Origin of the sequence: Microbacterium aurantiacum (assembly GCF_040532595.1) — a bacterium.
Lineage (GTDB): Bacteria > Actinomycetota > Actinomycetes > Actinomycetales > Microbacteriaceae > Microbacterium > Microbacterium chocolatum_B.
The window spans coordinates 588,724-614,606 of the sequence record NZ_JBEVYX010000001.1 but is presented as its reverse complement, the minus strand read 5'-3'; the positions used below and the strand labels follow the sequence as shown (position 1 = coordinate 614,606).

Sequence of the window (25,883 nt, the reverse complement as noted above, 5' to 3'; positions counted from 1 at the left end):
GCTGACCGCGTGGACGAGTGGGACGAGATGGCGCAGTGGCTCGAGAAGGCCACGAAGGATCCGATGGCCGACGCCGTGCGTGGTCGGGTGACCGTCGTCGCGGTGTCCGAGCCCCAGGGTCGTGCCCGCTACCAGGAGTGCCGCGTGGAGCTCCGCGCCGAGGCCCCCGGCGTCCCGACCCGCACGGTGTCGACCGCGGCGGTGTTCCCGAAGAACCGGTGGCCGCAGCCGGGTGACGTGCACATCGCGCGCGTCTCCCCTTCGCACGACGATGCGATCGAGGTCGACTGGGAGGCGGCGGCGCGCTGACGCGCCGAGGAGACTCGGGGTCAGATCGCGTCGAGCTGACGGAGGAACTCGTCGGCCATGCCGACCTTCGTCTCGAGCTGCGCCTTCCGCTCCGTCGCCTCGGTGCGGATCTCGTCCAAGCGGGTCCGGGCGGTGCCGTCGGCGGCATCCGCGGCGAGGCGATCCAGCACCCCGAGCACCTCGCGCATCTCCTCCAGCGAGTAGCCGAGCGGCTTCATGCGTCGTACGACCATGATCCGGGCGACATCCTCGTCGGTGTACAGACGGAAGCCGCCCTCGGTGCGCGCCGACGGGACGATCAGCCCGATCTCGTCGTAATGACGGAGCGTCCGCAGCGACAGCGCGGTCTCCTCGGCGACGTCGCCGATGTGGCGGTGCTCGGCATCCATGGGGCTCCTCGTCCGACTCGCTGCAAACCTCACGTTACGGTAGAGTCTTCGGGTGCCGCGTCCTGCGGCATCCCTCCATTCTTCCCGACCGCACGCGCGGTCCCGGCGCATCGGTGCGTCCTTCCCCGATCGCCCCGGCGGTCTCCCTCTCCCCTGGAGTGCTCATGACCCGTGTCGTGCCCGTCCCCGATCCGCCCGGCCGCTACCGCATCGAACCCACGGTGCTGCAGGCGCTGCGGAGCCCGCGCCTGCTCACCCGCGAGGCGCTCGCCGGTCTCGTCGTGGCGATCGCCCTCATCCCCGAGGCCATCGCGTTCTCCATCATCGCCGGCGTCGACCCGCGCCTCGGCCTGTTCTCGTCGTTCGTGATGGCCGTGGCCATCTCGTTCCTCGGTGGCCGTCCCGCGATGATCACCGCCGCGACCGGCGCCATCGCGCTCGTGATCGCCCCCGTCGCACGCGAGTACGGGGTGGACTACCTCATCGCCACCGTCATCCTCGGTGGCCTCATCCAGGTCGTGATGGCGGCGCTCGGGATCGCGAAGCTCATGCGCTTCATCCCCCGCAGCGTCATGGTCGGCTTCGTCAACGCGCTGGCGATCCTCATCTTCACCTCGCAGTTCCCGCAGCTCATCGGTGTCCCTTGGCTGGTGTATCCGATGGTCGCGGCGGGCCTGCTCATCATGTACCTGATGCCGCGATGGACGAAGGTCGTCCCTGCCCCGCTCGTGGCGATCGTGCTGCTCACCGCGGCCGCCGTCGTCTTCGCGATGAACATCCCGACCGTCGGCGACCAGGGGGATCTCCCGGAGAACCTGCCGTTCCTGTTCCTCCCGAACGTCCCGCTCACCCTGGAGACGCTGCAGATCATCGCACCGTACGCGCTCGCGGTTGCCGTCGTCGGACTCCTCGAGTCGCTCATGACCGCCAAGCTCGTCGACGACATCACCGACACCCACTCCCGGAAGACGCGGGAGGCGTTCGGTCAGGGCGGCGCCAACATCCTCTCCGGCCTGTTCGGCGGCATGGGCGGGTGCGCGATGATCGGCCAGACGATGATCAACGTCACGGCGTCCGGGGCGCGCACCCGCATCTCGACCTTCCTCGCCGGCGTCTTCCTGCTGGTCCTCGTGCTCGTCCTCGGCGACATCGTCGCGATCATCCCGATGGCGGCGCTCGTGGCGGTGATGATCGTGGTGTCGGTGGCCACCTTCGACTGGCACAGCGTGCGGATGTCCACGCTCCGGCGGATGCCGAAGAGCGAGACCGCCGTGATGGTCATCACCGTCGTCTTCACGGTCTGGACGCACAATCTCGCCATCGGCGTCGGTGTCGGAGTCCTGGCCGCCATGGTCCTGTTCGCCCGTCGCGTGGCCCACTTCGTCCGCGTGCGTCGGACGGTGGACGACTCCGCGGCCGAGCCGATCGTGCGGTACGAGGTCGAGGGAGAGCTCTTCTTCGCCTCCAGCAACGACCTCACGACGCTCTTCGACTACGCCGGCGACCCCGACACGGTGGTCGTCGACATGTCACGCTCGCACGTGTGGGACGCCTCCACGGTCGCGGCTCTGGATGCCGTCGTGACGAAGTACCGTCAACGGGGCAAGGAGGTCGTCCTGGAGGGGATGAACGACGCCACCGCCCGGCTGCACACGCGTCTGTCCGGCGGGCTCGGCGCCGGTCACTGAGCGGACGCGGCTCCGTCGACCACGGTGTCGGCATCCGCCGTGTGATCCTCCAGGAGCGGAAGGGTCACCCAGACCGCAGCGCCGCCGGTGGGGGAGGCGTCGATGCCGAGGCGCCCACCGTGCTCCTGAGCGATGCGGCGGCACACGGACAGGCCGAGACCGAGCCCCTCCACGCCCTGCGCCGCCGCGCCCCGCTCCATCAGGCCGACGACCCGCCCGCGCTCGGCTTCGGGAATGCCGGGACCGTTGTCCGCGACGCGGATGACCAGGGCGTTGTCGGTGCGCGTCGTGCTCACCTCGACCATCGGCGGGGTTCCGGCGGCGGCGGTGAACTTCACGGCATTGGCGATGAGGTTCTGCAGGACGAGGCGGATGAGGGTCGCGTCGCCGAACGCGGTGCCGTCCACATCGAGGCTCACTCGGGCCCCGCGTTCGCGCAGCGCCGCATCCAGGTCGTCGACGGCGGCCACGGCGGCCTCGCGGATCGAGACCGGTCCGAAGTGGCGCGCGGCGCCGCCGATCCGGGCGTAGGAGAGCAGGTCGCCCACGAGGTCGGTCATGCGGCCGGCCGCGGCCTCCGCGCGAGCGAGGGAGGCCACGGCCTGCGCGGCTTCGTCGACCTCGAGGCTGTCGCTGGCGAGTTCGATGTAGCCCACGAGCGCCGTGAGCGGGTTGCGCAGATCATGGCTGACCTGTCCCGCGAACGTGCTCAGCCGGTCGTTCGAGGAGCGCAGCTCGCGACCGGCCCGCCGCAGTTCGAGGACGTCGACGACCTGGCCGGCGAGGATGTCCATCGTCGACCGCTGAGCGGCATCCAGCTCCGCGACATCCTCATCGAAGACGCAGAGCGTGCCGATGATGACGCCGTCCGGGGTGCGCAGCGGGCTCGACGCGTAGAAGCGCACGCGGCCGAGTTCGCCCGTGACGAAGGGGTTCTCGGCGAACCGCTCATCCTCGCGGGCATCGGGCAGGACCACCGGCTGGCCGGAGAGGTACACCGCGGCGCACATCGAATCCTCCCGCGTGCAGACCGCGGCGTCGAAACCGTAGGCGGCGATCTGGTGCTGGAAGCGCTCGTCGATGATGTTGATGACCGCCTTGTCGACGCGGCAGACGCTCGCCGCGATCCGGAGCAGGCCCTCGAGGCTCGACACCGGCGCTTCGCCGATCACACCGTAGTCTGCGATCGCCTCGCGCCGGATCGCCTCGTCCACTGCAGTCATCGGCATCCCTCCCCTCGGGCCGATGCTGACGAATATACGGGGCGACGAGCGACGCCGGGTTTCAGCGGTAGTTGAGGAACTGCAGGTCGACGTCGAGGTCGGCCGCCTTGAGGAGGCGGATGACCTCCTGCAGGTCGTCGCGGCTCTTGGACTGCACGCGGAGCTCGTCGCCCTGGATCTGCGACTTGACCGACTTCGGTCCCTCGTCGCGGATGATCTTCCCGATCTTCTTGGCGTTCTCCTGCGAGATGCCTTCCTTCAGCGTCGACACAATGCGGTACTCGCGGCCGCTCGCGACGGGCTCCCCCGACTCGAGGCTCTTGAGGGAGATGCCGCGCTTGATGAGCTTGGTCTGGAAGACGTCGAGGACGGCCTGGGCGCGCTCCTCGCTGTTGGCCTTGATGAGGATCGACTCGCCGCTCCACGCGATCGACGCGTCGGTGCCCTTGAAGTCGTAGCGCTGCTCGACCTCCTTGCGTGCCTGGTTGAGGGCGTTGTCCGCCTCTTGGCGGTCCACTTTGGAGACGATGTCGAACGAGGAATCAGCCATGCCGGGGAGTCTACCGGGGGAGGGGGCGTCCGCAGCGGGGGTGGCTTGTCCCGCAGAAGTGAGCGCGCACATGTGACACCGCGTGTCATCTGCAAGCGGTTCCAGTCCACTCCGCAGATCACGGCGAGATATCGATCCGAAATCCGCGGTTGCATGATCGTGAGTCGCGGGTCACAATGTAAGCGCTTGCATCACAGCGAGCGGAAGAACGGTCTTCTCGGTGCTCCGCGCCGGCAGAGGCCGGCTCTCCACGGATCAGCACTTCAAGAGAGGCACACCGATGAAGGTGAACAGGAAGAGCGTGCTCGCACTCGGCGCGCTGGTGGCGAGCGGTGCGCTCGTGCTCAGCGGCTGCGCGGGCGGCGGCGGCGACACGGCCGAGGGCGGCGACACCGGTGAGGGCAGCGGCGACGCGAACGCCATCACCGTCTGGGTCGACATCGAGCGCAAGCCCGCACTGGAGGGTGTCGCGGCATCCTTCACCGAGGACACCGGCATCGAGGTCGAGCTGGTGACGAAGGACTTCGCCACCGTCGATCAGGACTTCATCTCGCAGGTCCCCACCGGCAAGGGCCCCGACGTCATCGTCAGCCCCCACGACAAGCTCGGCGCCTACGTCGCCGCCGGAGTCGTGGCACCGCTCGAGCTCGGCGACGTCGCCGCAGGCTTCGCGGAGTCGGCCATCCAGGCCATGACCTACGACGGCAACGTCTACGGCGTCCCGTACTCGATCGAGAACGTCGCGCTCGTGCGCAACGCCGATCTCGTCGCGGAGCCGAGCGAGACCTTCGACGAGGTCATCGCCAAGGGCCGCGAGGCCGGCACCACCTACCCGTTCCTCGTGGGCCTGTCGCCCGAGCAGGGTGACCCGTACCACCTCTACCCGCTGCAGACCTCGTTCGGTTCGCAGGTGTTCGCCCAGAACGCCGACGGCAGCTACGACTCCTCCAACCTCGTCCTCGGTGACGAGGCGGGCGTCGAGTTCGCGACCGCGCTGAAGCAGTGGGGCGCGGAGGGCATCCTCAACGCCAACATCGACGGAGACCGCGCTCGCGAGTTCTTCCTCGCCGGCGAGTCGCCCTACTACCTCACGGGCCCGTGGAACACCCCCGCGATCGCCGAGGCCGGCATCAACTACGTCATCGACCCGCTGCCCAGCGCCGGTGGCGAGGAGGCCCGTCCGTTCATCGGCGTCAACGGCTTCTTCCTTTCCAGCAAGTCCGCCAACGCGCTGGCCGCGACGAACTTCATCGTCAACTACCTCAGCACCGAAGAGGCGCAGCTCGCGCTGTTCGAGGTCGGCGGACGCCCGCCGGCACTGACCGCCGCATACGAGAGCGCCGCGGCATCCGACCCGGACGTCGCCGCCTTCGGTGCCATCGGCCAGACCGGTGCCCCGATGCCCGCGATCCCCGAGATGGGCGCCGTGTGGTCGGACTGGGGCAACGCCGAGCTCCAGCTGATCAAGGGCGAGGGTGAGCCGCAGGAGGTCTGGGAGACCGCCGCGACGAACATCCAGACCAAGATCGACGGCTGAGTCCAGCCGACACAGGGCGGGTGGGGTTCTGCTCGAACCCCACCCGCCCCTACTCTGTAGCCCGACACTGCGATGAAGGAGCGTCCATCGATGGTCGACGCCAAGCCCGCCACGACCGCCCGCCGGTCCGGCTCCCCGTCCTCCGGACAGTGGGGTGACAACCCGTTCCACACCCCGTCGCGCCGACTCACCTCGGGCGGCATCCTCGCCCTGGTGGTGAAGGTCGTCCTCCTCGGCGTCATCGACGCCCTCACGGTCTTCGCCGTCTGGGTCCTCATCGCCACCGGCGACTGGGTGGCCGCGGGTGTCCTGACGCTCGTCGTCATCGCGGTGAACGTCATCTACCTGCGTCCGGGACTCCTTCCCGGCAAGTACCTCACGCCGGGCCTCGCCTTCCTCGCGATCTTCCAGGTGTTCGTGATCTTCTACACCGGCTACATCGCCTTCACCAACGCCGGCGACCAGCACAACAGCACCAAGGACGACGCGGTCGCGCAGATCATCAGCACGTCGCAGGCGCGCGTGCCCGATTCGCCCGAGTACACCGTGCAGGTCTTCCGTCAGGCCGACCAGTTCGGTCTCCTCGTCGCCGAGCCCGGCGGCACGCTCGCCTTCGGGACGAACGAGCAGCCGCTCGAGGACGTCACCGCCGCCCCCTCCGGCTGGGATGAGCTGAACCTCAACCAGGTCATCCGATTCCAGGACGAGGTCCTGGCCCTGAACGTCCCGGTCTCGGACGACATCAACGATGGGACGCTGCGCACCTCCGACGGTCAGCGCGCGTTCATCTTCACCTCGAACCTCGAGTACGACGAGGTCGCCGACACGTTCACCAACACCGACACCGGGCTCGTCTACGTCGACGACGGCGAGGGCAATTTCCGCGCCGAGGACGGTTCGATCCTCACCCCCGGCTGGCGCGTGGTGATCGGCTGGGACAACTTCGCCTACGCCTTCACCAACGATCAGATCCGCGATCCGCTCCTGCGCGTGACGATCTGGACGTTCGTCTTCGCCGCGGGCTCGACCTTCCTCTGCTTCGCGCTCGGCCTGTTCCTCGCCGTGGCGCTGAACCATCCGACCCTCAAGGGCAAGAAGTACTACCGGATCCTGGTCATCCTCCCGTACGCGTTCCCCGCCTACCTCACGGGTCTCGTCTGGGCGGGCATGCTCAATCAGGAGTTCGGCTTCATCAACCAGATCCTGCTGGGCGGCGCGTCGATACCCTGGCTCGCCGATCCCTGGCTGGCGAGACTCAGCGTGCTCATCGTCAACATGTGGCTCGGCTACGGGTACATGTTCCTCGTGAGCACGGGCGCCCTGCAGTCCCTTCCCGAAGACATCGTCGAGGCCGGCAAGATGGACGGCGCCGGCGCGTGGCGGATCTTCCGCTCGGTGAAGCTGCCGCTCCTGTTCGTCGCCGTCGCGCCGCTGCTGATCGCCACCTTCGCGTACAACTTCAACAACTTCGGCGTGATCTACATGCTCACGCGAGGAAACCCCCGCTTCACCGACACGACGCTGGACATCGGTGCGACGGACATCATGATCACGATGGTCTACAAGGTCGCCTTCGGCGGCGGCGGAGGCCGTGATCTCGGTCTCGCGTCGGCGCTGTCGATCCTGATCTTCATCATCGTCACCGTCGTCGCCGTGATCAGCTTCCGGCAGACCAAGGCACTGGAGGACCTGAACTGATGAGCGAGCGCATCGACCAGTCCGTTCCCGACGCCGCCCGCGTCGGGGTCGTCAGCCGCATCGGCGGCGTCGCCGGCCTCCCCGCCGACGACCAGCCGCCGATCCCGACGCATCGGCGTCAGTCGTTCCGCCGGTGGTTCGCCGACAAGGGGTGGCGTCACGTGGTGGCGTGGATCGCGATCGCCTTCGCGCTCTTCCCGCTGCTGTACATCGTCTCGGCATCCCTCAACCCGATCGGCACACTGACCGGGTCGAACCAGCTCTTCTCCGCGATCTCGCCCCGCAACTACGAGCGGCTGTTCACCGACCCGGCGATCCCGTACGGCACGTGGTACGTCAACTCGCTGATCATCGCCATCGTCACCAGCGTCGTCACCGTGCTCCTGTGCGCCCTCGGTGCTTACGCGTTCTCGCGCATGCGCTTCCGCGGACGCCGGTTCGGGCTCATGACGCTGCTGGTGCTGCAGATGTTCCCGCAGCTCCTGGCGATCACCGCGATCTTCCTCCTGATGATCCAGATCAGCGACGTCTTCCCGGCGATCGGACTCGGCACCCACGCGGGCCTCATCATGGTGTACCTCGGCGGTGCCCTCGGTGTGAACACGTTCCTCATGTACGGGTTCTTCAACACCGTCCCGGCGGCCATCGATGAGGCGGCGAAGATCGACGGCGCCGGTCATGCGCGGGTGTTCTTCACCATCATGCTGCCGCTGGTCACCCCGATCCTCATCGTCGTCGGGCTCCTGACCTTCATCGGCATCATCGGCGAGTTCGCCATAGCGAGCGTCATCCTCACCGACCCGGCCACGCAGACGGTCGCGATCGGCCTGTTCCAGCTCGTGTCGGGCTTCCAGTCGCAGAACTGGGGCGTCTTCTCGGCGGGTGCGATCCTCGCCGCCCTCCCGGTGATGGTGCTGTTCCTCCTGTCGCAGCGCTACATCGCGGGCGGGCTGGTCTCCGGCAGCGTCAAGTGACGCATGCCGCACCCCGGCTGATCCCGCACCACGACGGGTCGCCGCTGCACGTGTCGACCCTCGCGCCGACGCTCGGAGAAACCGTGCGGGTGCGGGTGCGGATCCCGCACGCGTGGGGGCGGGCCGAGGTCGTCCGCTCACGGTCCAACCCCGACCACGAGCCGGCGTGGACGGATGCCGTCCTCCTCGGCGCCGAAGACGGGTGGGACTGGTGGGAGGCGGAGGTCGTCGTGGCGAACCCGCGTCACGGCTACCGCTTCATGATCCGTCGTGACGACGGTCGCGTGTTCTGGCTGAACCAGGCCGGCCTCGACGAGATCGAGACCGTGGATGCCGAGGACTTCGCGCTCGTCGCGCACCCCGCACCCCCGGAGTGGCTGTACGACGCGGTGATGTATCAGGTCTTCCCCGACCGGTTCGCGCGGTCCGCCGAGGCCGACACCCACCCGACGCCGGACTGGGCGATCCCGGCGTCCTGGGACGATCCGGTGGACGTCCTCGCCCCGGGACGGTCGCAGCAGCTCTACGGCGGCGACCTCCCCGGGATCATCGACAAGCTCGACCACCTCGTTCACCTCGGCGTGAATCTGCTCTACCTCACGCCGGTCTTCCCGGCCGCATCCAACCACCGCTACGACGCGTCGAGCTTCCTGACCGTCGACCCCCTCCTCGGCGGGGACGACGCGTACGCCCGCCTCATCGCGGAGGCCCATGCCCGCGGCATCCGTGTCATCGGCGATCTGACCAGCAACCATTCCGGCGACCGGCACGAGTGGTTCCTGTCGGCCTACGGCACCCCCGCGGCGCCCGCGGAGGAGTTCTACTACTTCACCGACGAGGGGAACACCGAGTACATCTCCTGGCTCGGATATCCGACACTGCCGAAGTTCAACTGGGCGTCGGAGAAGCTCCGGGAGCGCTTCATCTCCGGCCCCGACTCGGTCGTCGCGATGTGGCTCAAGCCCCCCTTCAACGCCGACGGATGGCGGATCGACGTCGCGAACATGACCGGGCGGCTCGGCGACATCGACCTCAACGCCGAGGTGCGGCAGCTTCTGCGCGAGACGATGATCGCCATCAACCCGGACACCCTCCTCCTGGGTGAATCCACGAACGATGCCGTCAGCGACCTGCAGGGCGACGGGTGGCACGGCGCGATGACCTATCCCTCCTTCACGCGGCCGCTGTGGGCGTGGCTGAGCGATCCGCAGTCGACCAGCTACCGGAACGCCGAGGGCGACGAGGTCAGCGAGCCGTGGTTCTTCGGCCAGCCGATCGGGGGCATCCCGCGCTACACCGCGGCCCAGTTCGTCGACTCGGTCTCCCGGTTCGCGGCCGGCGTCCCGTGGCGCGTGCGGCTCGGGACCATGCAGCCCCTCGACACGCACGACACCGCCCGCTTCGCCACTCACGCGGGGGAGGGGACGATTCCGCTCGCGGTCGGGCTGTCGATGACCTTGCCGGGCCTCCCGGTCGTCTACGCCGGCGACGAGTTCGGCGCCGTCGGAGTGGACGGCGAGGCCAGCCGGACTCCGATGCCGTGGGGCACCGAGGGCGAGCCCGCGGTCGCCGAGCGCATCGCGCTGTACCGCGACCTCGTGCACCTCCGTCGCGCCCACCCCGCGCTCGCCGGCGGCGGGCTGCGGTGGGTGCACGTGGACGAGGACGCCGTGCTCTTCGTCCGGGAGGCTGCGGAGGAGAGCATCCTCGTCCTCGCCGCGCGCGGCGACGTGGAGGTGACCGTGGCGGCGGACGCGATCCCGGGCGCCGGGGCTGCGCAGACGCTGTACGGCGCTGCTCGGGTGGAGGCGGCATCCGGTGTCGTGACGGTCTCGGCACCCGGTCCGGTCTTCGCCGCGTGGGCTCTGCCCGGAGTGCGGGTGCCGTGAACCCGGACGCGTTCGACGCGCTCAGCGCCGACCTCGCCGAGGGCGTCCGCGCCGATGACCGCCTCCTCGGTCTGGTGCTGCTCGGATCGGCCTCCGAATCGGGACGCATGCGTCGCGATGAGTGGTCCGATCACGACTTCTTCGCGCTCGTCCACCGTGGACGAGGGGCTGAGGCCCGGGAGAGTCTCGACTGGCTCCCGAGTCCCTCTTCCCGCGTGCTCCTCGCGCGGGAGGGGGACATCGGCTTCGCCGTACTCTTCGCGGACGGACACCTGCTCGAATTCGCGCTCGCCGAGATCGATGAGCTGTCCGGGGCGGTCGCCGGCGACGCGTCCGTCGTCGTCGACGACGAGGCCGGATCGGCGGCCGGCCTCATCGGGGGCGCACAGCGGCGGGCCGAGGCATCCGACCGCTTCGACCCGGCGAACGACGCGGCGCTCTTCCTGGTCAAGCTGCTGGTCGGAGTCGGACGCGTCCGACGCGGCGAACGCCTGAACGGCGGTCAGTTCGTCCGTCAGTGGGCGGTGCAGCATCTCGTGCGCGCCGTGCGGGGGCGTTTCGCGGCGGCATCGACGTCCCGACGGGACATCATCGACCCGTTGCGGCGCTTCGAAGACGACTTCCCCGCGGAGGGCGCGCGCCTCGCGGAGATCCTGGACAGCCCCGTCGAGGAGGCAGCGCGTGGACTGTTCGATCTGGCCCGCGAGATGCTCGAGCCGGGCTGGGGGCAGTTCCCCGCGGCGGCTGCGGACGCGGTCGCTGCGCGCCTCGCATGGGGACCGGACGCCGCCGAGCGGAGAGCTTCGTAGACTGGGTCGGGCGAGGAGGTGCCATGCGCCCACTGACCGAAGACGACGTGCGTTCCCATTTCGTCAACGCCACCCCCGATGAGCTGCGGATCGTCGCCCTGCCGACCGACTTCGTGCTGCTCGACTGGTTCCACCTGGACTTCCTGGCGTGGCGCGACCCGCGCACCCGCGGTCGGGGCTACCTCTTCGTCGAGATCGACGACGAGCCGCGCGGCATCGTGCTGCGGGCCGCCGAGGGCAGCTCGCACGCGCGCTCGGCGATGTGCAACCTCTGCCACACGATGCAGCCGGCCGATCAGGTCGTGATGTTCTCCGCGCGACGCGCCGGTGCTGCCGGCGAACGCGGCGACAGTGTGGGAACGTACATGTGCGCCGACCTGTCGTGTCACGAGAACGTGCGGCTGGCCGCGCCGCTCGCGCCGAGCGAGATGCGCGCGAGCGTGGACATGCGCATCGACGGAACGCGTCGGCGCACCGAGACCTTCGTCGGTCGAGTGCTGGAGAGTGTGGGGAGCAGGGCATGACGGAACGGATCGTCGTCGTCGGAGACGCGCTGATCGATGAGCTGCGCGACGACACGGGTGTGCGCGAGTTCGTCGGAGGCGCGGCGCTGAACGTGGCCGTCGGGCTGTCGCGCCTCGGCGTGCCCACGACGCTGCTCGCGATGGTCGGAGACGACGAGCCCGGCTCGCGGATCCGCGCCTACCTCGCCGACTACGGCGTCGAGCTCGTCGCGACGGCGTCGCCGCTCGGCACCGCCCGCGCCGTCAGCACGCGATCCGGTGGGGGCGAGCCCACCTACGTCTTCAACGAGGCGTCGCAGAAGCGCCGCATCCGCTTCGGTGATGCCGAGCGTGCGGCGATGGCGGATGCCGCTCTCGTGGCCGTCAGCTGCTTCGCGTTCGACGACACCGAGCAGACCCGGGAGTTCGCGGCCGCGGTCGCGGCATCCGGCACTCCTCTGGCGATCGATCCGAATCCGCGCGAGGGCATGATGCACGACCGTGCGGAGTTCGTCCGCGGCTTCGAGGCGCTCGCCGCCGATGCGGCGCTCGTGAAGGTGGGTGAGGACGACGCGACCCTGCTGTACGGCGAGCCGCTGGACGCCCTGCGGGCCCGGCTGCGGGGTCTGGGGGCGCGTGCGGTCCTGGCGACGCAGGGTGCCGCGGGCGCCTCGGTCGAGGCGGCGGGGGTCACCGCGACGCGGCCGATCTCGAGCCTGCCCGGTCCGATCGTCGACACGATGGGAGCGGGCGACGCCGCGTTCGCGTCGACCCTCGCCTCGCTCGCGCAGGGGCAGCCGCAGTCCGAGGAGGAGTGGGGCGACGTGCTCGAGAACGCGATGGATGCCGCCGCGGCGACCTGCCGGTTCGAGGGCGCTCTGCTGCGTCTGCCGTCGGCGCTCGAGGACACCGACCTCGACGCCATCGGCACCTGATCCTCGCACCGCATCCGATTTCTCGAGAGCGGCCTCGGGAGAGTAGGATCGGTGATCGCGCCTCCGGTCGACTGCACAAGCCGGGCGGGTGCGCACCTGGCGAGTTACCCAAGCGGCCAAAGGGATCTGACTGTAAATCAGACTGCTCAGCATTCGGGGGTTCGAATCCCTCACTCGCCACCACCGGGAAGGGCTCCGCATCGCGGGGCCCTTCGTCGTTCCTCCCCGGCGTTCTCGAGCGAACGGCTTTTCGGTGGCGCCGTGAGGCGGGTGTGCGCGCCCATGACCCGCGAGAAGGCGCCACCGAACCGCGGGTGCGGCGGCGTCCGAACGGGTCAGGGGGTGGGCGCCTCGCGGCGGCCGCGACGGAGGCCCACCTCGTAGGCCGTCACCGCGATGAGCGTCACCGCGAGGAGCGGCAGCACGAAGAAGAGCATCACGATCGAGAAGCCGCGAAGCGCGTCGTGCTCGACCGCGGCGAGGATCAGGTACACCGTGTACGCGACGTAGAGGGCGACGAACACCCCGCCCTCCCACCGGGCGATCGCGAAGCCCGTGAACGCGATCGGCACGAGGGCGATCGCGGCGGCGATCATCAGCGGGATGTCGAGTGAGATCGCGGCATCCGGAACGGGGATGCCGGCGGGGAAGAAGATCGCCGGGAGCCCCAGCACGACGCCGATGTTGAAGATGTTGCTGCCGACGATGTTGCCGACGGCGAGGTCGCGCTCGCCGCGGCGGACCGCCGCGATGGACGTGGCGAGCTCGGGCAGGGAGGTGCCGATCGCGACGACGGTGAGTCCGATCACGAGGCTCGAGACGCCGAACCCGGTCGCGATCGCGACGGCTCCGGTCACGAGCTGGTCCGCGCCGAACACGAGCAGACCGATTCCGGCGAGGATGAGCACCGCGGGGACCACGAACGACAGGACTCCGGATGCCGGTGCCCGGCGCGTCCGCACCGCACCCGTCGACGCAGCCGGGGCGGCGGCGGGCGCGGCATCCGGATCCTTCTTGCTCAGCGTGAAGCTCAGCACGATGTGGGCGACGGCGGCGAGGAAGAGGATGACACCGTCGATCTGCGTGATCTCGCCGTCGAGGGCGAGGACGAGAAGCACGATGCTGATGCCGACCATCACCGGGAGGTCGAACTTCACCAGGCGACGCTTGACGGCCAGAGGCAGGAAGAGCGCCGAGAGGCCGAGGATCAGCAGGACGTTGGCGATGTTGCTGCCGACGACGTTGCCGACGGCGAGGCCCGGCTCCTCATCGATGACGGAGCCGATCGTCACCGCCAGCTCGGGGGCGCTGGTCGCCGCCGACACGATGACGAGTCCCACGACCAGCGGGGGGATTCCGAGCTTGGTCGCGAGGGCCGAGGCTCCGCGCACGAGCACCTCGCCGCCGCCGATGAGCAGGACCAGCCCGAGCAGGACCCGGCCGATGTCGAGGAGCTCCACGTCGCGATTCTAGGGGCGAAGAGACCGGGTCGCCGCCGAGAACCGCGCATGTCAGGATGGGACGGCGGGTCCATCCCGCCGACGAGAGGACGGACCATGTCGCAGCCCGATCAGCAGGCGCTCGAGCCCTCGCGCGCTGATGCGCAGACCTCCCCGCTGCTGCGTGCGGCGATCTGGGTCGCCATCGGCGCCCTCATCGCGGCGGCGCTCGTGTGCGTCGTGTGGGTCCTGATCGGCGAGCAGAACGGCATCGTCGGCCGTGCATTCCTCACGATCCTGCTCTTGGCGGGCTTCGCCGGCGTCGCGATCCTCGACGCCCACCTCGCTCCGCGCCGTCCCGCCTGGTTCGCCCTCGCGAGCATGGGCACGTGGATCGCCTCGCTCCTCATCGGCGCCGTGATGATCTGGATGCCCGAGCGCTACCCGTGGAGCGGCTTCGGCCGGTTCCTCCAGTTCCTCTTCATCGTGCTGATCCTGCAGCTCGCGCTGCTCCACGTGCGCCTGTACATGAAGGCGCTCCAGCGCTACGTGACGCGCTTCACGCAGATCGTCGCCTTCACGACCATCGGGCTCGTCGCGCTTCTGGCGATCCTGCTGATCATCCCGCTCATGCTGTCGGAATGGTTCGACTTCGCCGACATCTACTGGCGCATCGTGGTCGCCACGGCGATCCTCGCGGCCGTCGGCACCGCCCTCCTGCCGCTCGTAAACGCCCTGTTCGCACCGCGCAAGCCGCGTCCGGTCGCTCCCCCAGCGCCCGCGCCCGGCTACCCCGGGGGTCCCGCGTACGGCGCGTCGTACGGTTCGGCGGGGGGCTATGGGCTCCCGGCCGCGCCCGCGGCGTACCCGGGCGCGCAGGCAGCGCCCGGCTCCGGCTTCCCGCCGCCCTCGTCGCAGCTCCCCGCGGCCCCCGAGCCCTACCGTGGGCCGGCCGGCGCCGTGCCGGTCCACCAGGCCGCGGGAGCGGATGCCGCACCGCCGGCACCCCAGGGCGAGCAGCCGCATCCGGCCCGCTCGGTCGTGACCCACGCCGCGGTGCAGCAGGCCCAGGCCGGGGCCGGCCAGGAGCCGGCATCGGAGCACCGGCCGGCATCCGAGCCGTCCCCGGACCGCGCGCCGTCCCCGGACCGGGCGTCGTCTCCGGATCAGGCGCCCGCCCCCGATCAGGCGCCCGCCCCCGCGGCATCCGCGGAGCAGGAGCTGCTGCCGTGGCCGATGTTCGCGGACGGGGTCACGCCGCTGCCGATGATGCCCGACGGTTCGCCCGATTTCGCGGCCTACCAGACCGGCTACCCGAGCCCGGGCGCGCACGTGTTCGCGCCCGTCGCCCCCGCTGCGGAGGCGCCCGCCCCGGATGCCCCCGCGCAGCCCGCGCCGCCGGCTCCCGGCTACGACGGCTTCCCGCCGCCGCCCCCGCTGCCGCCCCGCGGCTGACGTCTGCGGCGTGCGCGGGGCGGCACCGGGGCGACGAGAGCCCTCCGGGCGCCGCTCACAACGTGCCCGGCGCGTCGCTCAGTGGCCCGCGAGGATCTCCAGGGCCGCGTGCGCCGCGCTGTGACCACCGAGTCCGCTGACGGCCCCGCCGCGACGCGATGCCGAACCGCACACCAGGATGCGCTCATGCGCGGTGGCGACGCCCCAGCGCTCGGCGGGGGTGTCCAGCGGTTCGTCCTCCTCGACCCACGGCCAGGACAGATCTCCGTGGAAGATGTCCCCGCCGGTCATGCCGAGACCCGCCTCGAGGTCCGCGGTCGTCTTCGCCTCGACGCAGGGCGATCCGTCCGGGGCCTCGAAGATGCAGTCCGCGATCGGCTCGGCGAGCACAGAGTCGAGCGAGCGCTCCGCCGCGTCCAGGAGCTCGCGCCGCGCGGCGTCGCGGTCGCGTCCGGCCACCAGCCGATGCGGCACGTGCAGGCCGAAGAGGGTGAGCGTCTGCGCACCCGAGGAGCGCAGCTCCGGGCCGAGGATCGACGGATCCGTGAGCGAGTGGCAGTAGATCTCCGCGGGGAGCGGATCCGGGATCTCTCCGCCGACAGCGCGCGCGTGCGCGGCATCGAGCTGACTCAGCGCCTCGTTGATGTGGAAGGTGCCCGCGAACGCGGCCTCGGGGGCGACGGTCTCGTCCCGCAGCCGCGGAAGGCGCCGCAGCAGCATGTTCACCTTCACCTGCGCGCCTTCCGGGTCCGGTCGTGAAGCGGCATCCGTCGACGACGTCCCGCCGGCGCGGAGCAGTGCCGCCAGGACGCTCGGGCCGACGCCGCTGAGCACCAGGCGGCCGCGCACGGTACTCGGATGCGCGCCGGCGATCTCGACCTCGCCGTCGGGGGTGAGGGACACCACCTCGGCGCGCGTGCGGATCTCGGCACCCGCCGCGCGGGCCGCGCGCTCCAGCGCACCGGTGACCTGGCCCATCCCGCCCACGGGCACGTCCCAGTCCCCGGTTCCGCCGCCGATCACGTGATAGAGGAAGCACCGGTTCTGACGCAGGCTCGGATCGTCGGATGCCGCGAACGTGCCGATGAGCCCGTCGGTCAGGGCGATCCCGCGTGCGATGTCGCTGTCGTACGACGCCCGCAGCAGCTCGCCGAGCGGACGTTCCACGACTCCCTCCCACAGCGCGGCATCCGTCACAAGAGACTGGACCTCGGAGCGCCGCCGCAGGGGCTCGGTCATGGTCGGGAAGACGGATGCCGCGAGCGGCGCGAGCCGCGCCCCGAAACGCGCGTGACGGGAGGCCTCGGCCGCTGACCCCGTCACGCGAGCGAAGGACGCGGCGGTGGCGGCGGCGTCCTGCGTGTCGATGAGGATGCCGCACCCCGGATCCTCCGGATCCGGGGTGTAGGACGAGTAGCGCCGACGCTTCAGCGTCAGGGCGAGGCCCAGGTCGTCGACGATCTTCCGGGGGAGGAGGCTCACGAGGTACGAGTACCGCGACAGCCGCGCGTCGACGCCGGCCCAGGGCTGCTCCGAGACCGCGGCGCCGCCGGCGTGCGCGAGCCGTTCGAGCACCACCACGCTGTGCCCCGCGCGGGCGAGGTAGGCCGCGGCCGTCAGTGCGTTGTGGCCACCGCCGACGATGACGACGTCGTGGGTGCAGGCGGGTTCCGCAGTCATGGACCCACGCTAGCGCCGAGGCCCCCGCCCACCCGCAGTAGCGTGGACGCATGGCATCCGATCGCGACCTGCACGACCTCGCCCTCGACATCGCGCGGGAGGCGGGTGCTCTCGCCCTCCGGCGCCGGACCGAGGGGGTGGCGATCGCCGCGACCAAGTCGGCGCTCGCCGACATCGTCACCGAGGCCGATCGCGAGGTGGAAGCCCTCGTCCGCGACCGGCTGGCGGCCGAAGCCCCGCGCGACGGATTCCTCGGCGAGGAGACGGGTGCCGAGGTCGGCGAGAGCGGCCTGACCTGGGTGGTCGATCCGATCGACGGCACCGTGAACTACGCCTACGGGATGCCGCAGTACGCCGTGAGTATCGCCGTGGTCTCGGGCGATCCCGATCCGGACCGCTGGGAGGCCGTGGCCGCCGCGGTGTACGCGCCCGCCGTGGATGAGATGTTCCACGCCGTCCGGCAGGACGGGGCGTACCTCGACGGTGCGCGCCTGCGGGTGGCGGAGGTGACGGATGCCGGCGGCCTCATCGCCACCGGATTCGACTACGATCCGTCCACCCACGCCGGCGACCTCGCCGCCGTCGGACGCGTCCTGCCCCTCGCGCGCGACCTGCGGCGTGCGGGCGCGGCATCCCTCGATCTGTCGTACGTCGCCGCCGGGCGGCTCGACGGGTATTTCGAGCGCGGGCTCCAGCCGTGGGACCACGCCGCCGGCGCGCTGATCGTCCGCGAAGCCGGGGGGCGCTTCGGTCGCGGCGACGCGGACGCGGCGGGACGCGTGCTCAACGTCGCGGCCACGCCGGACCTCTACGACCGCTTGTTCGCCGCCGCGCTGCAGCCGTGACGCGGCGGGCGGCCGGGCGTGTGTACATCGCATTCCCAGGCCGTCCGGGGTAGTGTTTACCCGATCGTTATCTTTCCGTGCCCGTGCGGAACCGACGACATCCCCCCTGACTGAGATGACCTCCGTCGCGCGTGCGACACGACTGAGAGCCTTTTCGTTTGCCCCTCGATTCACCCCAGGCCGAGCCCGCGCCCACGCGGCGCTCCCGCCGACTCCCCACGTCACCTGCGGCCCCCGACGCGGCCGTGCCGGCCCTCTCCCGGGCACAGCGTCGCCGCGCCGTGGCCGTCGAGTCCACGGCATCCGTCACCCTCCCCGGTGATGCGGTGCTCATCGAGCTCGACCTCGCCCCGATCGACGACCTCGCCCCGATCGCGGCGGAATCCGCCGGTGCCGTCCAGGACGAGCCCGCGACGCCCGCGCCCGAGCGCCGGGCCGAACCCGCTCTGACGCGCCGCGCGCGTCGTGCCCGCCAGGCATCCGAGCCCGTCGTGGAGCACCTCGTCGTCGACGAGATCCCCGCGCCCGCCGCCGATACCATCGCGCACGACCCCGCCGCCGTCGAGCCGGAGCTCCTGGAGAGCGTCGTGGATTCGCCCGCGGCCGAGTCGCTCGTCGACGCGGACGCTGCGGATGCCCCGGTGGAGGACGAGTTCGAGCGGGCCGCGCGTCTGTTCTGCTTCACCGGCGAGACCCCGGTCGCCACCGCGGCCGCCTCGGCCGCCGGGTCGGCTCCGCTCACCATCACCGGGGCCCACGTCGTGCCGCCTCGAGGCCGTCGCTCCGGACGGTCGGCGTTCACACGCGTGGCGACGGCATCCTTCTCCGTCGGCGTGTTCGGCATCGTCGGACTGATGGCGGTCGGGATGACCACCCCGGCCGAGGCGGTCGCCGCAGCGTCGACTTCGACCTCCGCGGTCGCCCCGGCGAACATGACGGTGGCGTCGAGCGAGATCGACCGCGACGAGATCCAGGCCTACGTCGCGCCCTCGACCGCCCAGAACGACACGCTGCAGCGCACGGAGAGCTACTCCACCCAGACGATGGCGGAGCTGGCGTCCGAATCCGGCATCCAGAACTTCTCGAACTTCTTCTACAACGATCCCAACGGCGAGATCCAGTGGCCCTTCCCCGTCGGCGTCTCGATCAGCTACGGCTTCGGAATGCGCTCGGGAAGCATGCACGAGGGTCTGGACTTCGTCCCGGGTGACGGTGCGCCCATCCAGGCCATCACCGACGGCGTCGTCCGCGTGGCCAGCAGCGCCGGCGGCGCCTACGGGGTGCACGTCATCATCGACCACGAGATCGACGGGCAGCTGGTCTCGAGCCACTACGCGCACATGCAGTACGACTCGCTCCAGGTCGAGGTCGGAGACACCGTCACGGCGGGCACGATCATCGGCCTGACGGGCAACACCGGGCGTTCGTTCGGCGCACACCTGCACTTCGAGATCCTCATGAACGGCACGACCGCGATCGATCCGCTGCCCTGGCTGCGCGAGCACGCGGGAGGCTGAGCCGATTCAGCAGGATGCCGTGATTCTGGTATCCTCGTGGAGTTGCCTGCGCGCAGGTGACATGCCCCGATAGCTCAGTGGCAGAGCACTTCCATGGTAAGGAAGGGGTCGTCAGTTCAATCCTGACTCGGGGCTCGCAGCATCTCGTCCGACCGGCGGAATGCGTCGCGGCGGGGTAGCTCAGTTGGTGAGAGCGCACGACTCATAATCGTGAGGTCGCGGGTTCAAGCCCCGCTCCCGCTACCAAAGTACTCATACTCGAACAAATGACCTCAAGATGAAGGTTTGCCTGTTCTGAAGAAGAGGCGTCGGAGATCTCTCCGGCGCTTCTTTTGTTGTGTGCGGGCTGGAGGGCCGCGTTGCGGGTAGCCGCGACGCGTGGCTGCAAGTCGTGAGTGAGGCTCATGAGGTGTCCGTCGTCGTCGACCCAGATTCGTCGAAAGAAGGCGGCGAGGAGCTTTCGCTTTACAGCGCCGGTGGCGGAGGCGAAAAGAGCGTCCGGGCGTGCCATGAGATCGAGATAGCTCAGTACCATCTGGGTGTGTTGTTCGAGGGACTCGGTGGTCGTCTCTAGTCCGCTGTGAACTTCGTGCTTCTTGATCTGCAGAGCCCGCAGGCGTGAGCGGAGTTTGTCGGTAGGGAGCGTCCCATCCGCGGCGAGGTCAACGAGGCGTTCCTCTTGAACGTCGAGCTTCTTGAGCTCCGTTGGAACGCGAGCGCGCTGCGTCGCCTGGCTTGCGAGGACATGTTGAAGTGCCGAGGAGACTTCACCCTTGGCCCCATCGATCGCTTCGACGGCGTGGGTCGGGTGATTTCGAGATTGACCAAGCATTTTGAAACGATGTCTCGAGGGTCGCTCCTCCTTAGGACGCCAGTCCCGCCAATAGCGCCACGTGCGTGGTCGCGCTTTCCTACCTCGACTGCGGGCATACGGGCGACTAACCCGGCGGGCGCCTTCGGACTGATGGGTGTGGGAATCACCAACCGGGTGGAGAATGTGACCGCGGCCTATAGCCCACCCGTGAAGAGGCGCGGGTCCGGATCGACGAGAGTGTATGCGGTGTGATGGCAACGAGGGGGAGGCTGCGACGCAACCAGAGTGGCTGCGTTGTCCGGGCGTTCGGCAGCTATCTGAGGCAGACGAGAGCTGACGTTGCAATCGGTCTTCCCACGGTGTTCATCCTCCTCTTTGCCCTTTGCCCTTTGCCCTTTGCCCTTTGCCCTTTGCCCTTTGCCCTTTGGCCAGCAGCAGGGTGGAGTGCGTTGATCCTGCTGGGGGTGGGGACGGTCACCATGATTTGGAGGTTCAGTATCGCGTGGCGTCGAGAACGCCTCGCCCGCGAGCGGCCCACCGATGCTGGTGGCGGGGGACGTCGGAGTCGTAGAGGTCGCTGAGTGGGCAATGGGAGCCTGACCCGTGTGAGCATGTCACGGCTTCTGTACGGTGTGACCCGCCGAGGCTCCCAATCTGAAATGGATGTTGATGATCGGAAACGTCGCAGAGAGCTCACCCCAGTATCCGGAAGCACTGAGACGAACTCTCACTGTGGTGGGCGAGGGGCTCGCGAAACTCGGTGTGCCGAAGTACGCATACACCGCTCGACTTGTCCGCACGGATCCAGGCCTGAGTTCGGTGCTTCTCGAACCCAGGCCGATGCCAGCAGAGCCAACTGTTCTGCAGCTTGACGTACTCGCGGCGGGTGGCGTCTTTCTGTCATTGCCAACGTGGGCTGAGCCAATTGCTCAAGGAACGTGGTCGGATTCTGAGGCTGTCAACGACGACCTCGAAGACATCCTCCAAGTGATCGCGTGCGCGGCGCATCATGGTGTGATTTGGCAAGGAGCTCGGCCTTGGCGTCAAAGAAGGTTTCTCTGGCAGCCGACTGTTCCAACCACACACGGCGATATGGATCGACTTCGCGATGAAGGGTACGTCAAACTCACAGCCCCCTGGATCTGAGATGCGTCCGGTACGAAACCCGCCTTGTATGGGCTGGGGGGAGCCTGCCCCGCTTTCCCGGACACCGGGTCATGACCAGACCCCCGTTGACATCGAACAGGCGTACTACGCTGACCTGGAATCAACCCAAACGGCACATGCCGGACAAGGCACCCGATAGGAACGAAAGTCAGGCCGATTCATCCCGCCCGAGCCCGTGGGTGCCGACAGGCTACCGCGCGAGGGGTGTCACAATGAATGCCTCCGCCGCCTGGCAGCCTTCCGGCAGCTCAACCTGAGCCACGGGCACAAACCCGCCGGCGATCTCAACGTAGTCTCCGAGATGCACCTCGGTGTTGCCGCCCCAGCTAAGCGCGCCCGAGCTATCCACTTCGGTCCAGCCAATCGGGAACGATGGAACGACCACCGTCCCATCGTCCATGAGAACCACCACGCACCCATCCTGGGCGTCGAGCGTGCCGACGAGGAGCCCAGAGTCTCCACCAGCGTCGGGACCCTCACTCTCGTGACCGACCAGGGTCGCACCCAACGACACGCTCACATCGGTGAGATCAGGCGCAGAGCACCCCGTGAGGCATAGCCCGGAAATGAGTGCTGCGAGGCCAACGGTAATCACGCGAATCTCAGCCATAGAAGACCGCGACGCCGAGACTGCCGAAGTAGTTGGTCGAAGTGTGAACCGAGTAGCTGCTACTGCCGCCCTTCTGAATGCCGTATCCAGCGCTTGCGTTGAACCATGGGCCTCCGCTGTCACCTCCCGAGGTCCCCGCGCTTACCCTGACAAAGACTGCATTGCATGTCGTATTTGGGCATGCGCCGCTCCAGGTCGGCTGGTACGAAATGCTCGTGACATCGCCACATCGGTAACCCGACGTCTTCCCGCGTGAGCAGACATAGTCACCGCCCTGGTTTGCGCGTGGCACAACCGACGTGAGCGCCCGGCTCGACGATGTCGAGTTCGCATGGAACCGTCCTTCCTCGGCTGCGGCAGTGGTGTGCCACTGCAGATCCGCATTGGCCGACCGCAACTCATTCTGGTACGTCATCGAGTACCAGGTGGACGACCCGTGGAGCTGGTAGGACTGGGAGTTACCGCAGTGCCCAGCTGTAATGATGCCCCTCGTGCCGCTACTGTTCTGGACACCGAATCCCGTAGTGCAGGAGGACATGTGGAGTCCCCCTCGACGCGTGTCACCCACAGGACCTTCCGACACCTCGACGAGAACGCTCTCGAGATCAACGCCCACCTGAGCCACTCTCGACATCACGATGTCCTCGGCGGCAACAGAGCCTGGTCGTTCTGCGCTGACGTCAACCTGGATGTTCCCGGTCGAGCCGTCTACGCCGATTCCAACCACACCTTCGAGTCCAACGAGCGCCGATGCAACGGCCTCCAGATTTCGTGCGGCGGACTCGTCTGACCCAGACGAGACAACGACCAATGGGGACAGCTCGCTCAAGGCCTTCACAAGCTTCACATCATCGGTACCCTCCTTGAGGCGAACCTCAAGCACGGGCACCTCACCGTGGTGAGTCCAGGTTGAAGATAGTGCGTCTCCCGAAATCCGCGAGATGCGAGCTTCAAGAACACCGAAGGCTGCCTGTATCGCAAGGTTTCGTGTGGCGGTCGATGCATCCACTCCGTGATCGGACATGTACACATCCACAGCTCCGACCTCGACATCCTCGGATGGCACGGAACTGGCAAGAGTATCTAGGTATTCTGCAGTTGCCTCGTTGGAAACGGCATCCGATGAGGTTTCCGGCGCCACTACACCCGACGCGGCAGTCGCGGACGGAACTTGGTTCGCAACGAGGATTGACGCCATGGCAAAATCAATCAGCAATACCCGAAAACGTGCAAGACGAAGAGGCATCATTCAGGTTCCCTTCTCGTTCACCCGATTTCCCTAGAAGCTGAGTGGGCAGCCCAATCGAATGGGACATTTGCTGATTCAGATTGCAGCAACGGCGCCCTTCGGCGAGAAGCTACTACATGGCGACATCAAAGTAACGGACTCATCCCAATTCAGGGTGTAGGGCGGGTTTAAATCCGCCGATCTCGAGTGGGGATCTGGCGATGTAATTGGTGAGGTTGCGGAAGCCGCGGAGGTGCTCGAGCCGGCCGTTGATCGCCTCGGTTGGGCCGTTGCTGGTGCCGGGTCGGTCGAAGAACGCGAGGACATCGGTGGCTCGTTGCTTCAGCGTTCGGCCGAGGCGACGAACCTCGGTGAGGGCGGCGGGGACGCCGTTGCTGACGGCGTCGATCACGGCTCGCATCATCTGTTTGCCCGTGTTCTTGTTGGGTTCGCGGTAGGCCGCGACGAGCCGCTGGTAGATGCCCCGGCCACTCGCCAGTTGCCCTTCGCGCTGCAATCCCGCTCGGCGATGTCGCACTACTTTCCTCTCTCGTTTGAAAGCTCAGTTAGTGGATCGCGCAGCTCGAAGAGGCTTCGGCGTCAGCTACAGCGGTGTCCGTCAGGCCTTCGTCCGAGCTGGCATCCAGAGTCGTCCGCGGGGTGGAAAGCGTGGCCCAACCAATTCCTCGTCGCGGCACCCAGTGCCAATCGGTGCACCTGTGAGGAGAACTCATGCGTTGCCGTCATCCTCGAAGTGAAATGCAGGTCTGGCCTCCCATGGAAGAGCGAATGAATCATGAATACTTCGCGGCCGATTCGGTTTAGCGCGCCCCTGCTTCCCAGAAGCTGATCGCGTCGTTCCTGTCAGCGGGCTTCCTCGTTCGTGTCGCTGGAATTCCCTCAAGTAGCGCATCGAACATTCACTACCGCAACAGGCGGGCCCGGCGTATGCGCATCTACGGGCGATCGAAGCCCAGCTCGCAAAGCTGCCACCCCGCCCGCCTGTCACCAAGGACGGCAAGCGCCGGAACCGCCGTGCGAAAGATCTCATCGTCGAGGTGCGTACACTCGTTCATCTCACCATCGACTACGAGAAGATCGCATCGGCGCTGCGGGAGCACGCACGAAACGAGCTACGACATCAGGTCGACGAGGACTCGAAGGCCGCCTAGGCCCGACTACCACCCCGAGGTCGGCGCTCAATACCTTCTCGAACGAAGGCTTGACGGACACCGTTGTAGCTCACATCGAAGTGGGCCGCGATAGCCGCGAGCGACTTGCCGTTCTTATAGAGCACAGCTGCTTGACGGACTTGCTCACCACTGAGCGGCTGACAGCGGAGCTGGACGCCTTCGTCGCGCAGCAGCTTCAGCAAGCCGCCCTTCGAGAGGTTGTAGTGGTCACAAAGAGACGGCGTCGAGTCGCCAGACTGGTACTTCTCGACGATCTCGGCGATGAGGGCTGGCTCGAGCCGACGACGCAAGGGCCGAGGCGCCTGCCCGAAGGACGAGTTTGAGGTAGTCCGATTTGGCGTAAGACCGGCCAATTTCTGCAGTTCCAGCAGGGGCGGCGGGAACAGCGCCGATTTATTCGAGTTGCGGTGTACTGGGCCTACAGGAAAAGCGCCCCCCCGAGGGGCGCTTCTTTCGTTTCGGCGGCGTCCGCGACCCGCCGCCCGCGTACCGAACTCCTCAGATTCGCGCGACGCCGGCCGGTTTCCGGTGCGCGGGGGCGGTTGCGCGCGGTTTCTGCGGAGTTCGCTACAGCACCCGGGCGGCGCGGCCCGGTTTTGAGGAGTTCGCTACAGCACCCGGGCGGCGCGGGCCGGCCGGGCGAGACGCGCGGGCGCGGCTACGCGAACATGTGGCGAAGGACGTCGAGCCGGCCGAGGTCGAGCGCGCGGGCGATGACGTTCGCGTGGTCCGGGTTCGGGAACAGGCCCGCGAGGTCGTTCTCGAAGATGGTCCGCATCGCGTCGAGGTCGCCGGCCTGCGCGGCCGCGCTCATCGACTCCACCGCATTCTGATAAGGGATCTGCTGATATCCAGCGGGGGCGTCGGGTGGGCTGTAGTACGGAATCCACGGCAGGGACTTGTTCGGTCGGAGGAGGAGCACATCCCCGGGTTGGATCATCCGCGTGTGATTGAGGGTGTCGATGGCGTGCGGGTTCGCGATGCAGAACCGGTCGCTGATGGCGTAGAGCGCGTCGCCGGGCGCGACGGTGTACGTCACGACCCGCCCCTCGGCGTCGAGCCCGGCCTCGCCGGCGGCGAACTCCCGGACGCCCTGGTCCGGGATGTCCCCGTGCAGCCACGCATTCATCTCACCCATGTGGATCCAGGCGGCTTCCTCGCAGTCGCCCGGGCCGCCCGCGGGGATCGCGGTGCCGTTCCCCACGTTCACGTACCCCTCAGGCAAGCCCGTGGGCCCTGCGTCGTCCTTGCCGAGCGATTCGGGTGCAGGGGAGGGAGACGCCGTCGGCTCGACCGCAGCGGGAGCGACGCGGGCAGCAGCCCACCCCACGGCACCGATGACGGGCGGGGCGGCGAGCACGACGAGGCCCGCGACCACCACCGCCGAGACGGCGATCGTGATCTTCTGCGCCCGGTTCATCGGACCGAGCC

21 protein-coding genes, 3 tRNA genes and 1 pseudogene are annotated in these 25,883 nt (G+C 68.4%); 16 read left to right on the top strand and 9 right to left on the bottom strand.

Annotation, left to right across the window (positions count from 1 at the left end):
* Positions 1–9 precede the first annotated feature (9 nt).
* Positions 10–309: a hypothetical protein gene (locus tag ABXJ56_RS03070; protein WP_353998254.1), complete on the top strand. Its 300-nt coding sequence runs from the start codon at positions 10–12 to the stop codon at positions 307–309.
* Positions 310–329: 20 nt separating this feature from the next.
* On the opposite strand, the gene ABXJ56_RS03065 is transcribed toward ABXJ56_RS03070, so the two are convergent.
* Positions 330–698, bottom strand: a complete 369-nt coding sequence (locus ABXJ56_RS03065) for a MerR family transcriptional regulator (protein WP_353998253.1) — start codon at positions 696–698, stop codon at positions 330–332.
* 164 nt (positions 699–862) lie between these two features.
* Here ABXJ56_RS03065 and ABXJ56_RS03060 point away from each other — a divergent pair, with 164 nt between their 5' ends.
* Positions 863–2,386, top strand: a complete 1,524-nt coding sequence (locus tag ABXJ56_RS03060; protein ID WP_353998252.1) for a SulP family inorganic anion transporter — start codon at positions 863–865, stop codon at positions 2,384–2,386.
* Here ABXJ56_RS03060 and ABXJ56_RS03055 read toward each other — a convergent pair.
* Both ABXJ56_RS03055 and ABXJ56_RS03050 read right to left on the bottom strand, forming a co-directional pair.
* A complete protein-coding gene (locus ABXJ56_RS03055) occupies positions 2,380–3,609 on the bottom strand; it encodes a GAF domain-containing sensor histidine kinase (RefSeq protein ID WP_353998251.1) in 1,230 nt (409 codons plus the stop codon). The genes ABXJ56_RS03060 and ABXJ56_RS03055 overlap by 7 nt on opposite strands.
* Positions 3,610–3,670: 61 nt before the next feature.
* Positions 3,671–4,159 (bottom strand): YajQ family cyclic di-GMP-binding protein, encoded by a 489-nt coding sequence (locus ABXJ56_RS03050; RefSeq protein ID WP_053548136.1) that lies wholly within the window; start codon positions 4,157–4,159, stop codon positions 3,671–3,673.
* Between the two features lie 280 nt (positions 4,160–4,439).
* Here ABXJ56_RS03050 and ABXJ56_RS03045 point away from each other — a divergent pair, with 280 nt between their 5' ends.
* The 8 genes from ABXJ56_RS03045 (at position 4,440) to ABXJ56_RS03010 (ending at position 12,687) form a co-directional block, all read left to right on the top strand.
* Positions 4,440–5,696, top strand: coding sequence for a sugar ABC transporter substrate-binding protein (locus ABXJ56_RS03045; protein WP_353998250.1), 1,257 nt, complete (start codon positions 4,440–4,442; stop codon positions 5,694–5,696).
* Between the two features lie 90 nt (positions 5,697–5,786).
* On the top strand, positions 5,787–7,394 hold the full coding sequence (locus ABXJ56_RS03040) for an ABC transporter permease subunit (RefSeq protein ID WP_353998249.1): 1,608 nt from the start codon (positions 5,787–5,789) through the stop codon (positions 7,392–7,394).
* Positions 7,394–8,368, top strand: a complete 975-nt coding sequence (locus tag ABXJ56_RS03035) for a sugar ABC transporter permease (protein ID WP_353998248.1) — start codon at positions 7,394–7,396, stop codon at positions 8,366–8,368. The genes ABXJ56_RS03040 and ABXJ56_RS03035 overlap by 1 nt, the downstream gene beginning before the upstream one ends.
* Complete coding sequence (locus ABXJ56_RS03030) at positions 8,365–10,257, top strand: alpha-amylase family glycosyl hydrolase (protein WP_353998247.1); 1,893 nt, start codon at positions 8,365–8,367, stop codon at positions 10,255–10,257. Before ABXJ56_RS03035 ends, ABXJ56_RS03030 begins: the two co-directional genes overlap by 4 nt.
* Entirely contained in the window at positions 10,254–11,066 is an 813-nt protein-coding gene (locus ABXJ56_RS03025) for a hypothetical protein (RefSeq protein ID WP_353998246.1), read from the top strand. Before ABXJ56_RS03030 ends, ABXJ56_RS03025 begins: the two co-directional genes overlap by 4 nt.
* A gap of 23 nt (positions 11,067–11,089) precedes the next feature.
* Positions 11,090–11,590 (top strand): FBP domain-containing protein, encoded by a 501-nt coding sequence (locus ABXJ56_RS03020; protein ID WP_053548131.1) that lies wholly within the window; start codon positions 11,090–11,092, stop codon positions 11,588–11,590.
* Positions 11,587–12,504, top strand: coding sequence for a PfkB family carbohydrate kinase (locus ABXJ56_RS03015; protein WP_353998245.1), 918 nt, complete (start codon positions 11,587–11,589; stop codon positions 12,502–12,504). Before ABXJ56_RS03020 ends, ABXJ56_RS03015 begins: the two co-directional genes overlap by 4 nt.
* 98 nt (positions 12,505–12,602) lie before the next feature.
* A tRNA-Tyr gene (locus ABXJ56_RS03010) sits at positions 12,603–12,687 on the top strand.
* Between the two features lie 152 nt (positions 12,688–12,839).
* On the opposite strand, the gene ABXJ56_RS03005 is transcribed toward ABXJ56_RS03010, so the two are convergent.
* Positions 12,840–13,964: a calcium/sodium antiporter gene (locus ABXJ56_RS03005; RefSeq protein ID WP_353998244.1), complete on the bottom strand. Its 1,125-nt coding sequence runs from the start codon at positions 13,962–13,964 to the stop codon at positions 12,840–12,842.
* Positions 13,965–14,060: 96 nt separating this feature from the next.
* Here ABXJ56_RS03005 and ABXJ56_RS03000 point away from each other — a divergent pair, with 96 nt between their 5' ends.
* Positions 14,061–15,398 carry a hypothetical protein gene (locus tag ABXJ56_RS03000; RefSeq protein ID WP_353998243.1) on the top strand — a complete coding sequence of 446 codons (1,338 nt, stop codon included), beginning with the start codon at positions 14,061–14,063 and terminating at the stop codon, positions 15,396–15,398.
* 78 nt (positions 15,399–15,476) lie between these two features.
* On the opposite strand, the gene ABXJ56_RS02995 is transcribed toward ABXJ56_RS03000, so the two are convergent.
* Positions 15,477–17,078 carry a phytoene desaturase family protein gene (locus ABXJ56_RS02995; protein WP_353998242.1) on the bottom strand — a complete coding sequence of 534 codons (1,602 nt, stop codon included), beginning with the start codon at positions 17,076–17,078 and terminating at the stop codon, positions 15,477–15,479.
* 50 nt (positions 17,079–17,128) lie between these two features.
* Here ABXJ56_RS02995 and ABXJ56_RS02990 point away from each other — a divergent pair, with 50 nt between their 5' ends.
* From ABXJ56_RS02990 to ABXJ56_RS02970, 5 genes are all read left to right on the top strand, one after another.
* The gene (locus tag ABXJ56_RS02990) at positions 17,129–17,923 is read left to right on the top strand and encodes an inositol monophosphatase family protein (protein WP_353998241.1); all 795 of its coding nucleotides are present in this window, start codon (positions 17,129–17,131) and stop codon (positions 17,921–17,923) included.
* Positions 17,924–18,081: 158 nt separating this feature from the next.
* Positions 18,082–19,440: a M23 family metallopeptidase gene (locus tag ABXJ56_RS02985; protein WP_353998240.1), complete on the top strand. Its 1,359-nt coding sequence runs from the start codon at positions 18,082–18,084 to the stop codon at positions 19,438–19,440.
* Positions 19,441–19,503: 63 nt separating this feature from the next.
* Positions 19,504–19,575, top strand: a tRNA-Thr gene (locus ABXJ56_RS02980).
* A 34-nt stretch (positions 19,576–19,609) separates the two neighbouring features.
* A tRNA-Met gene (locus tag ABXJ56_RS02975) sits at positions 19,610–19,686 on the top strand.
* A 163-nt stretch (positions 19,687–19,849) separates the two neighbouring features.
* Positions 19,850–20,014 (top strand): hypothetical protein, encoded by a 165-nt coding sequence (locus ABXJ56_RS02970; RefSeq protein WP_353998239.1) that lies wholly within the window; start codon positions 19,850–19,852, stop codon positions 20,012–20,014.
* A gap of 1,597 nt (positions 20,015–21,611) precedes the next feature.
* Here ABXJ56_RS02970 and ABXJ56_RS02965 read toward each other — a convergent pair.
* From ABXJ56_RS02965 to ABXJ56_RS02950, 4 genes and pseudogenes are all read right to left on the bottom strand, one after another.
* Positions 21,612–21,833, bottom strand: coding sequence for a hypothetical protein (locus ABXJ56_RS02965; RefSeq protein WP_353998238.1), 222 nt, complete (start codon positions 21,831–21,833; stop codon positions 21,612–21,614).
* A 190-nt stretch (positions 21,834–22,023) separates the two neighbouring features.
* Positions 22,024–23,229 carry a hypothetical protein gene (locus tag ABXJ56_RS02960; protein WP_353998237.1) on the bottom strand — a complete coding sequence of 402 codons (1,206 nt, stop codon included), beginning with the start codon at positions 23,227–23,229 and terminating at the stop codon, positions 22,024–22,026.
* Positions 23,230–23,419: 190 nt separating this feature from the next.
* Positions 23,420–23,743: pseudogene (locus ABXJ56_RS02955) on the bottom strand (transposase); the annotation flags it as partial.
* Between the two features lie 1,367 nt (positions 23,744–25,110).
* Positions 25,111–25,872: a LysM domain-containing protein gene (locus ABXJ56_RS02950; RefSeq protein WP_353998236.1), complete on the bottom strand. Its 762-nt coding sequence runs from the start codon at positions 25,870–25,872 to the stop codon at positions 25,111–25,113.
* Positions 25,873–25,883: the final 11 nt, after the last annotated feature.

Coding starts and splice junctions, on each gene's coding strand:
- ABXJ56_RS03020 (WP_053548131.1), top strand. CDS start 11,090: ATGCGCCCACTGACCGAAGACGACGTGCGTTCCCATTTCGTCAACGCC.
- ABXJ56_RS03065 (WP_353998253.1), bottom strand. CDS start 698: ATGGATGCCGAGCACCGCCACATCGGCGACGTCGCCGAGGAGACCGCG.
- ABXJ56_RS03055 (WP_353998251.1), bottom strand. CDS start 3,609: ATGACTGCAGTGGACGAGGCGATCCGGCGCGAGGCGATCGCAGACTAC.
- ABXJ56_RS02960 (WP_353998237.1), bottom strand. CDS start 23,229: ATGGCGTCAATCCTCGTTGCGAACCAAGTTCCGTCCGCGACTGCCGCG.
- ABXJ56_RS03045 (WP_353998250.1), top strand. CDS start 4,440: ATGAAGGTGAACAGGAAGAGCGTGCTCGCACTCGGCGCGCTGGTGGCG.
- ABXJ56_RS03000 (WP_353998243.1), top strand. CDS start 14,061: ATGTCGCAGCCCGATCAGCAGGCGCTCGAGCCCTCGCGCGCTGATGCG.
- ABXJ56_RS03060 (WP_353998252.1), top strand. CDS start 863: ATGACCCGTGTCGTGCCCGTCCCCGATCCGCCCGGCCGCTACCGCATC.
- ABXJ56_RS03040 (WP_353998249.1), top strand. CDS start 5,787: ATGGTCGACGCCAAGCCCGCCACGACCGCCCGCCGGTCCGGCTCCCCG.
- ABXJ56_RS02950 (WP_353998236.1), bottom strand. CDS start 25,872: ATGAACCGGGCGCAGAAGATCACGATCGCCGTCTCGGCGGTGGTGGTC.
- ABXJ56_RS03035 (WP_353998248.1), top strand. CDS start 7,394: ATGAGCGAGCGCATCGACCAGTCCGTTCCCGACGCCGCCCGCGTCGGG.
- ABXJ56_RS02995 (WP_353998242.1), bottom strand. CDS start 17,078: ATGACTGCGGAACCCGCCTGCACCCACGACGTCGTCATCGTCGGCGGT.
- ABXJ56_RS03015 (WP_353998245.1), top strand. CDS start 11,587: ATGACGGAACGGATCGTCGTCGTCGGAGACGCGCTGATCGATGAGCTG.
- ABXJ56_RS02990 (WP_353998241.1), top strand. CDS start 17,129: ATGGCATCCGATCGCGACCTGCACGACCTCGCCCTCGACATCGCGCGG.
- ABXJ56_RS03050 (WP_053548136.1), bottom strand. CDS start 4,159: ATGGCTGATTCCTCGTTCGACATCGTCTCCAAAGTGGACCGCCAAGAG.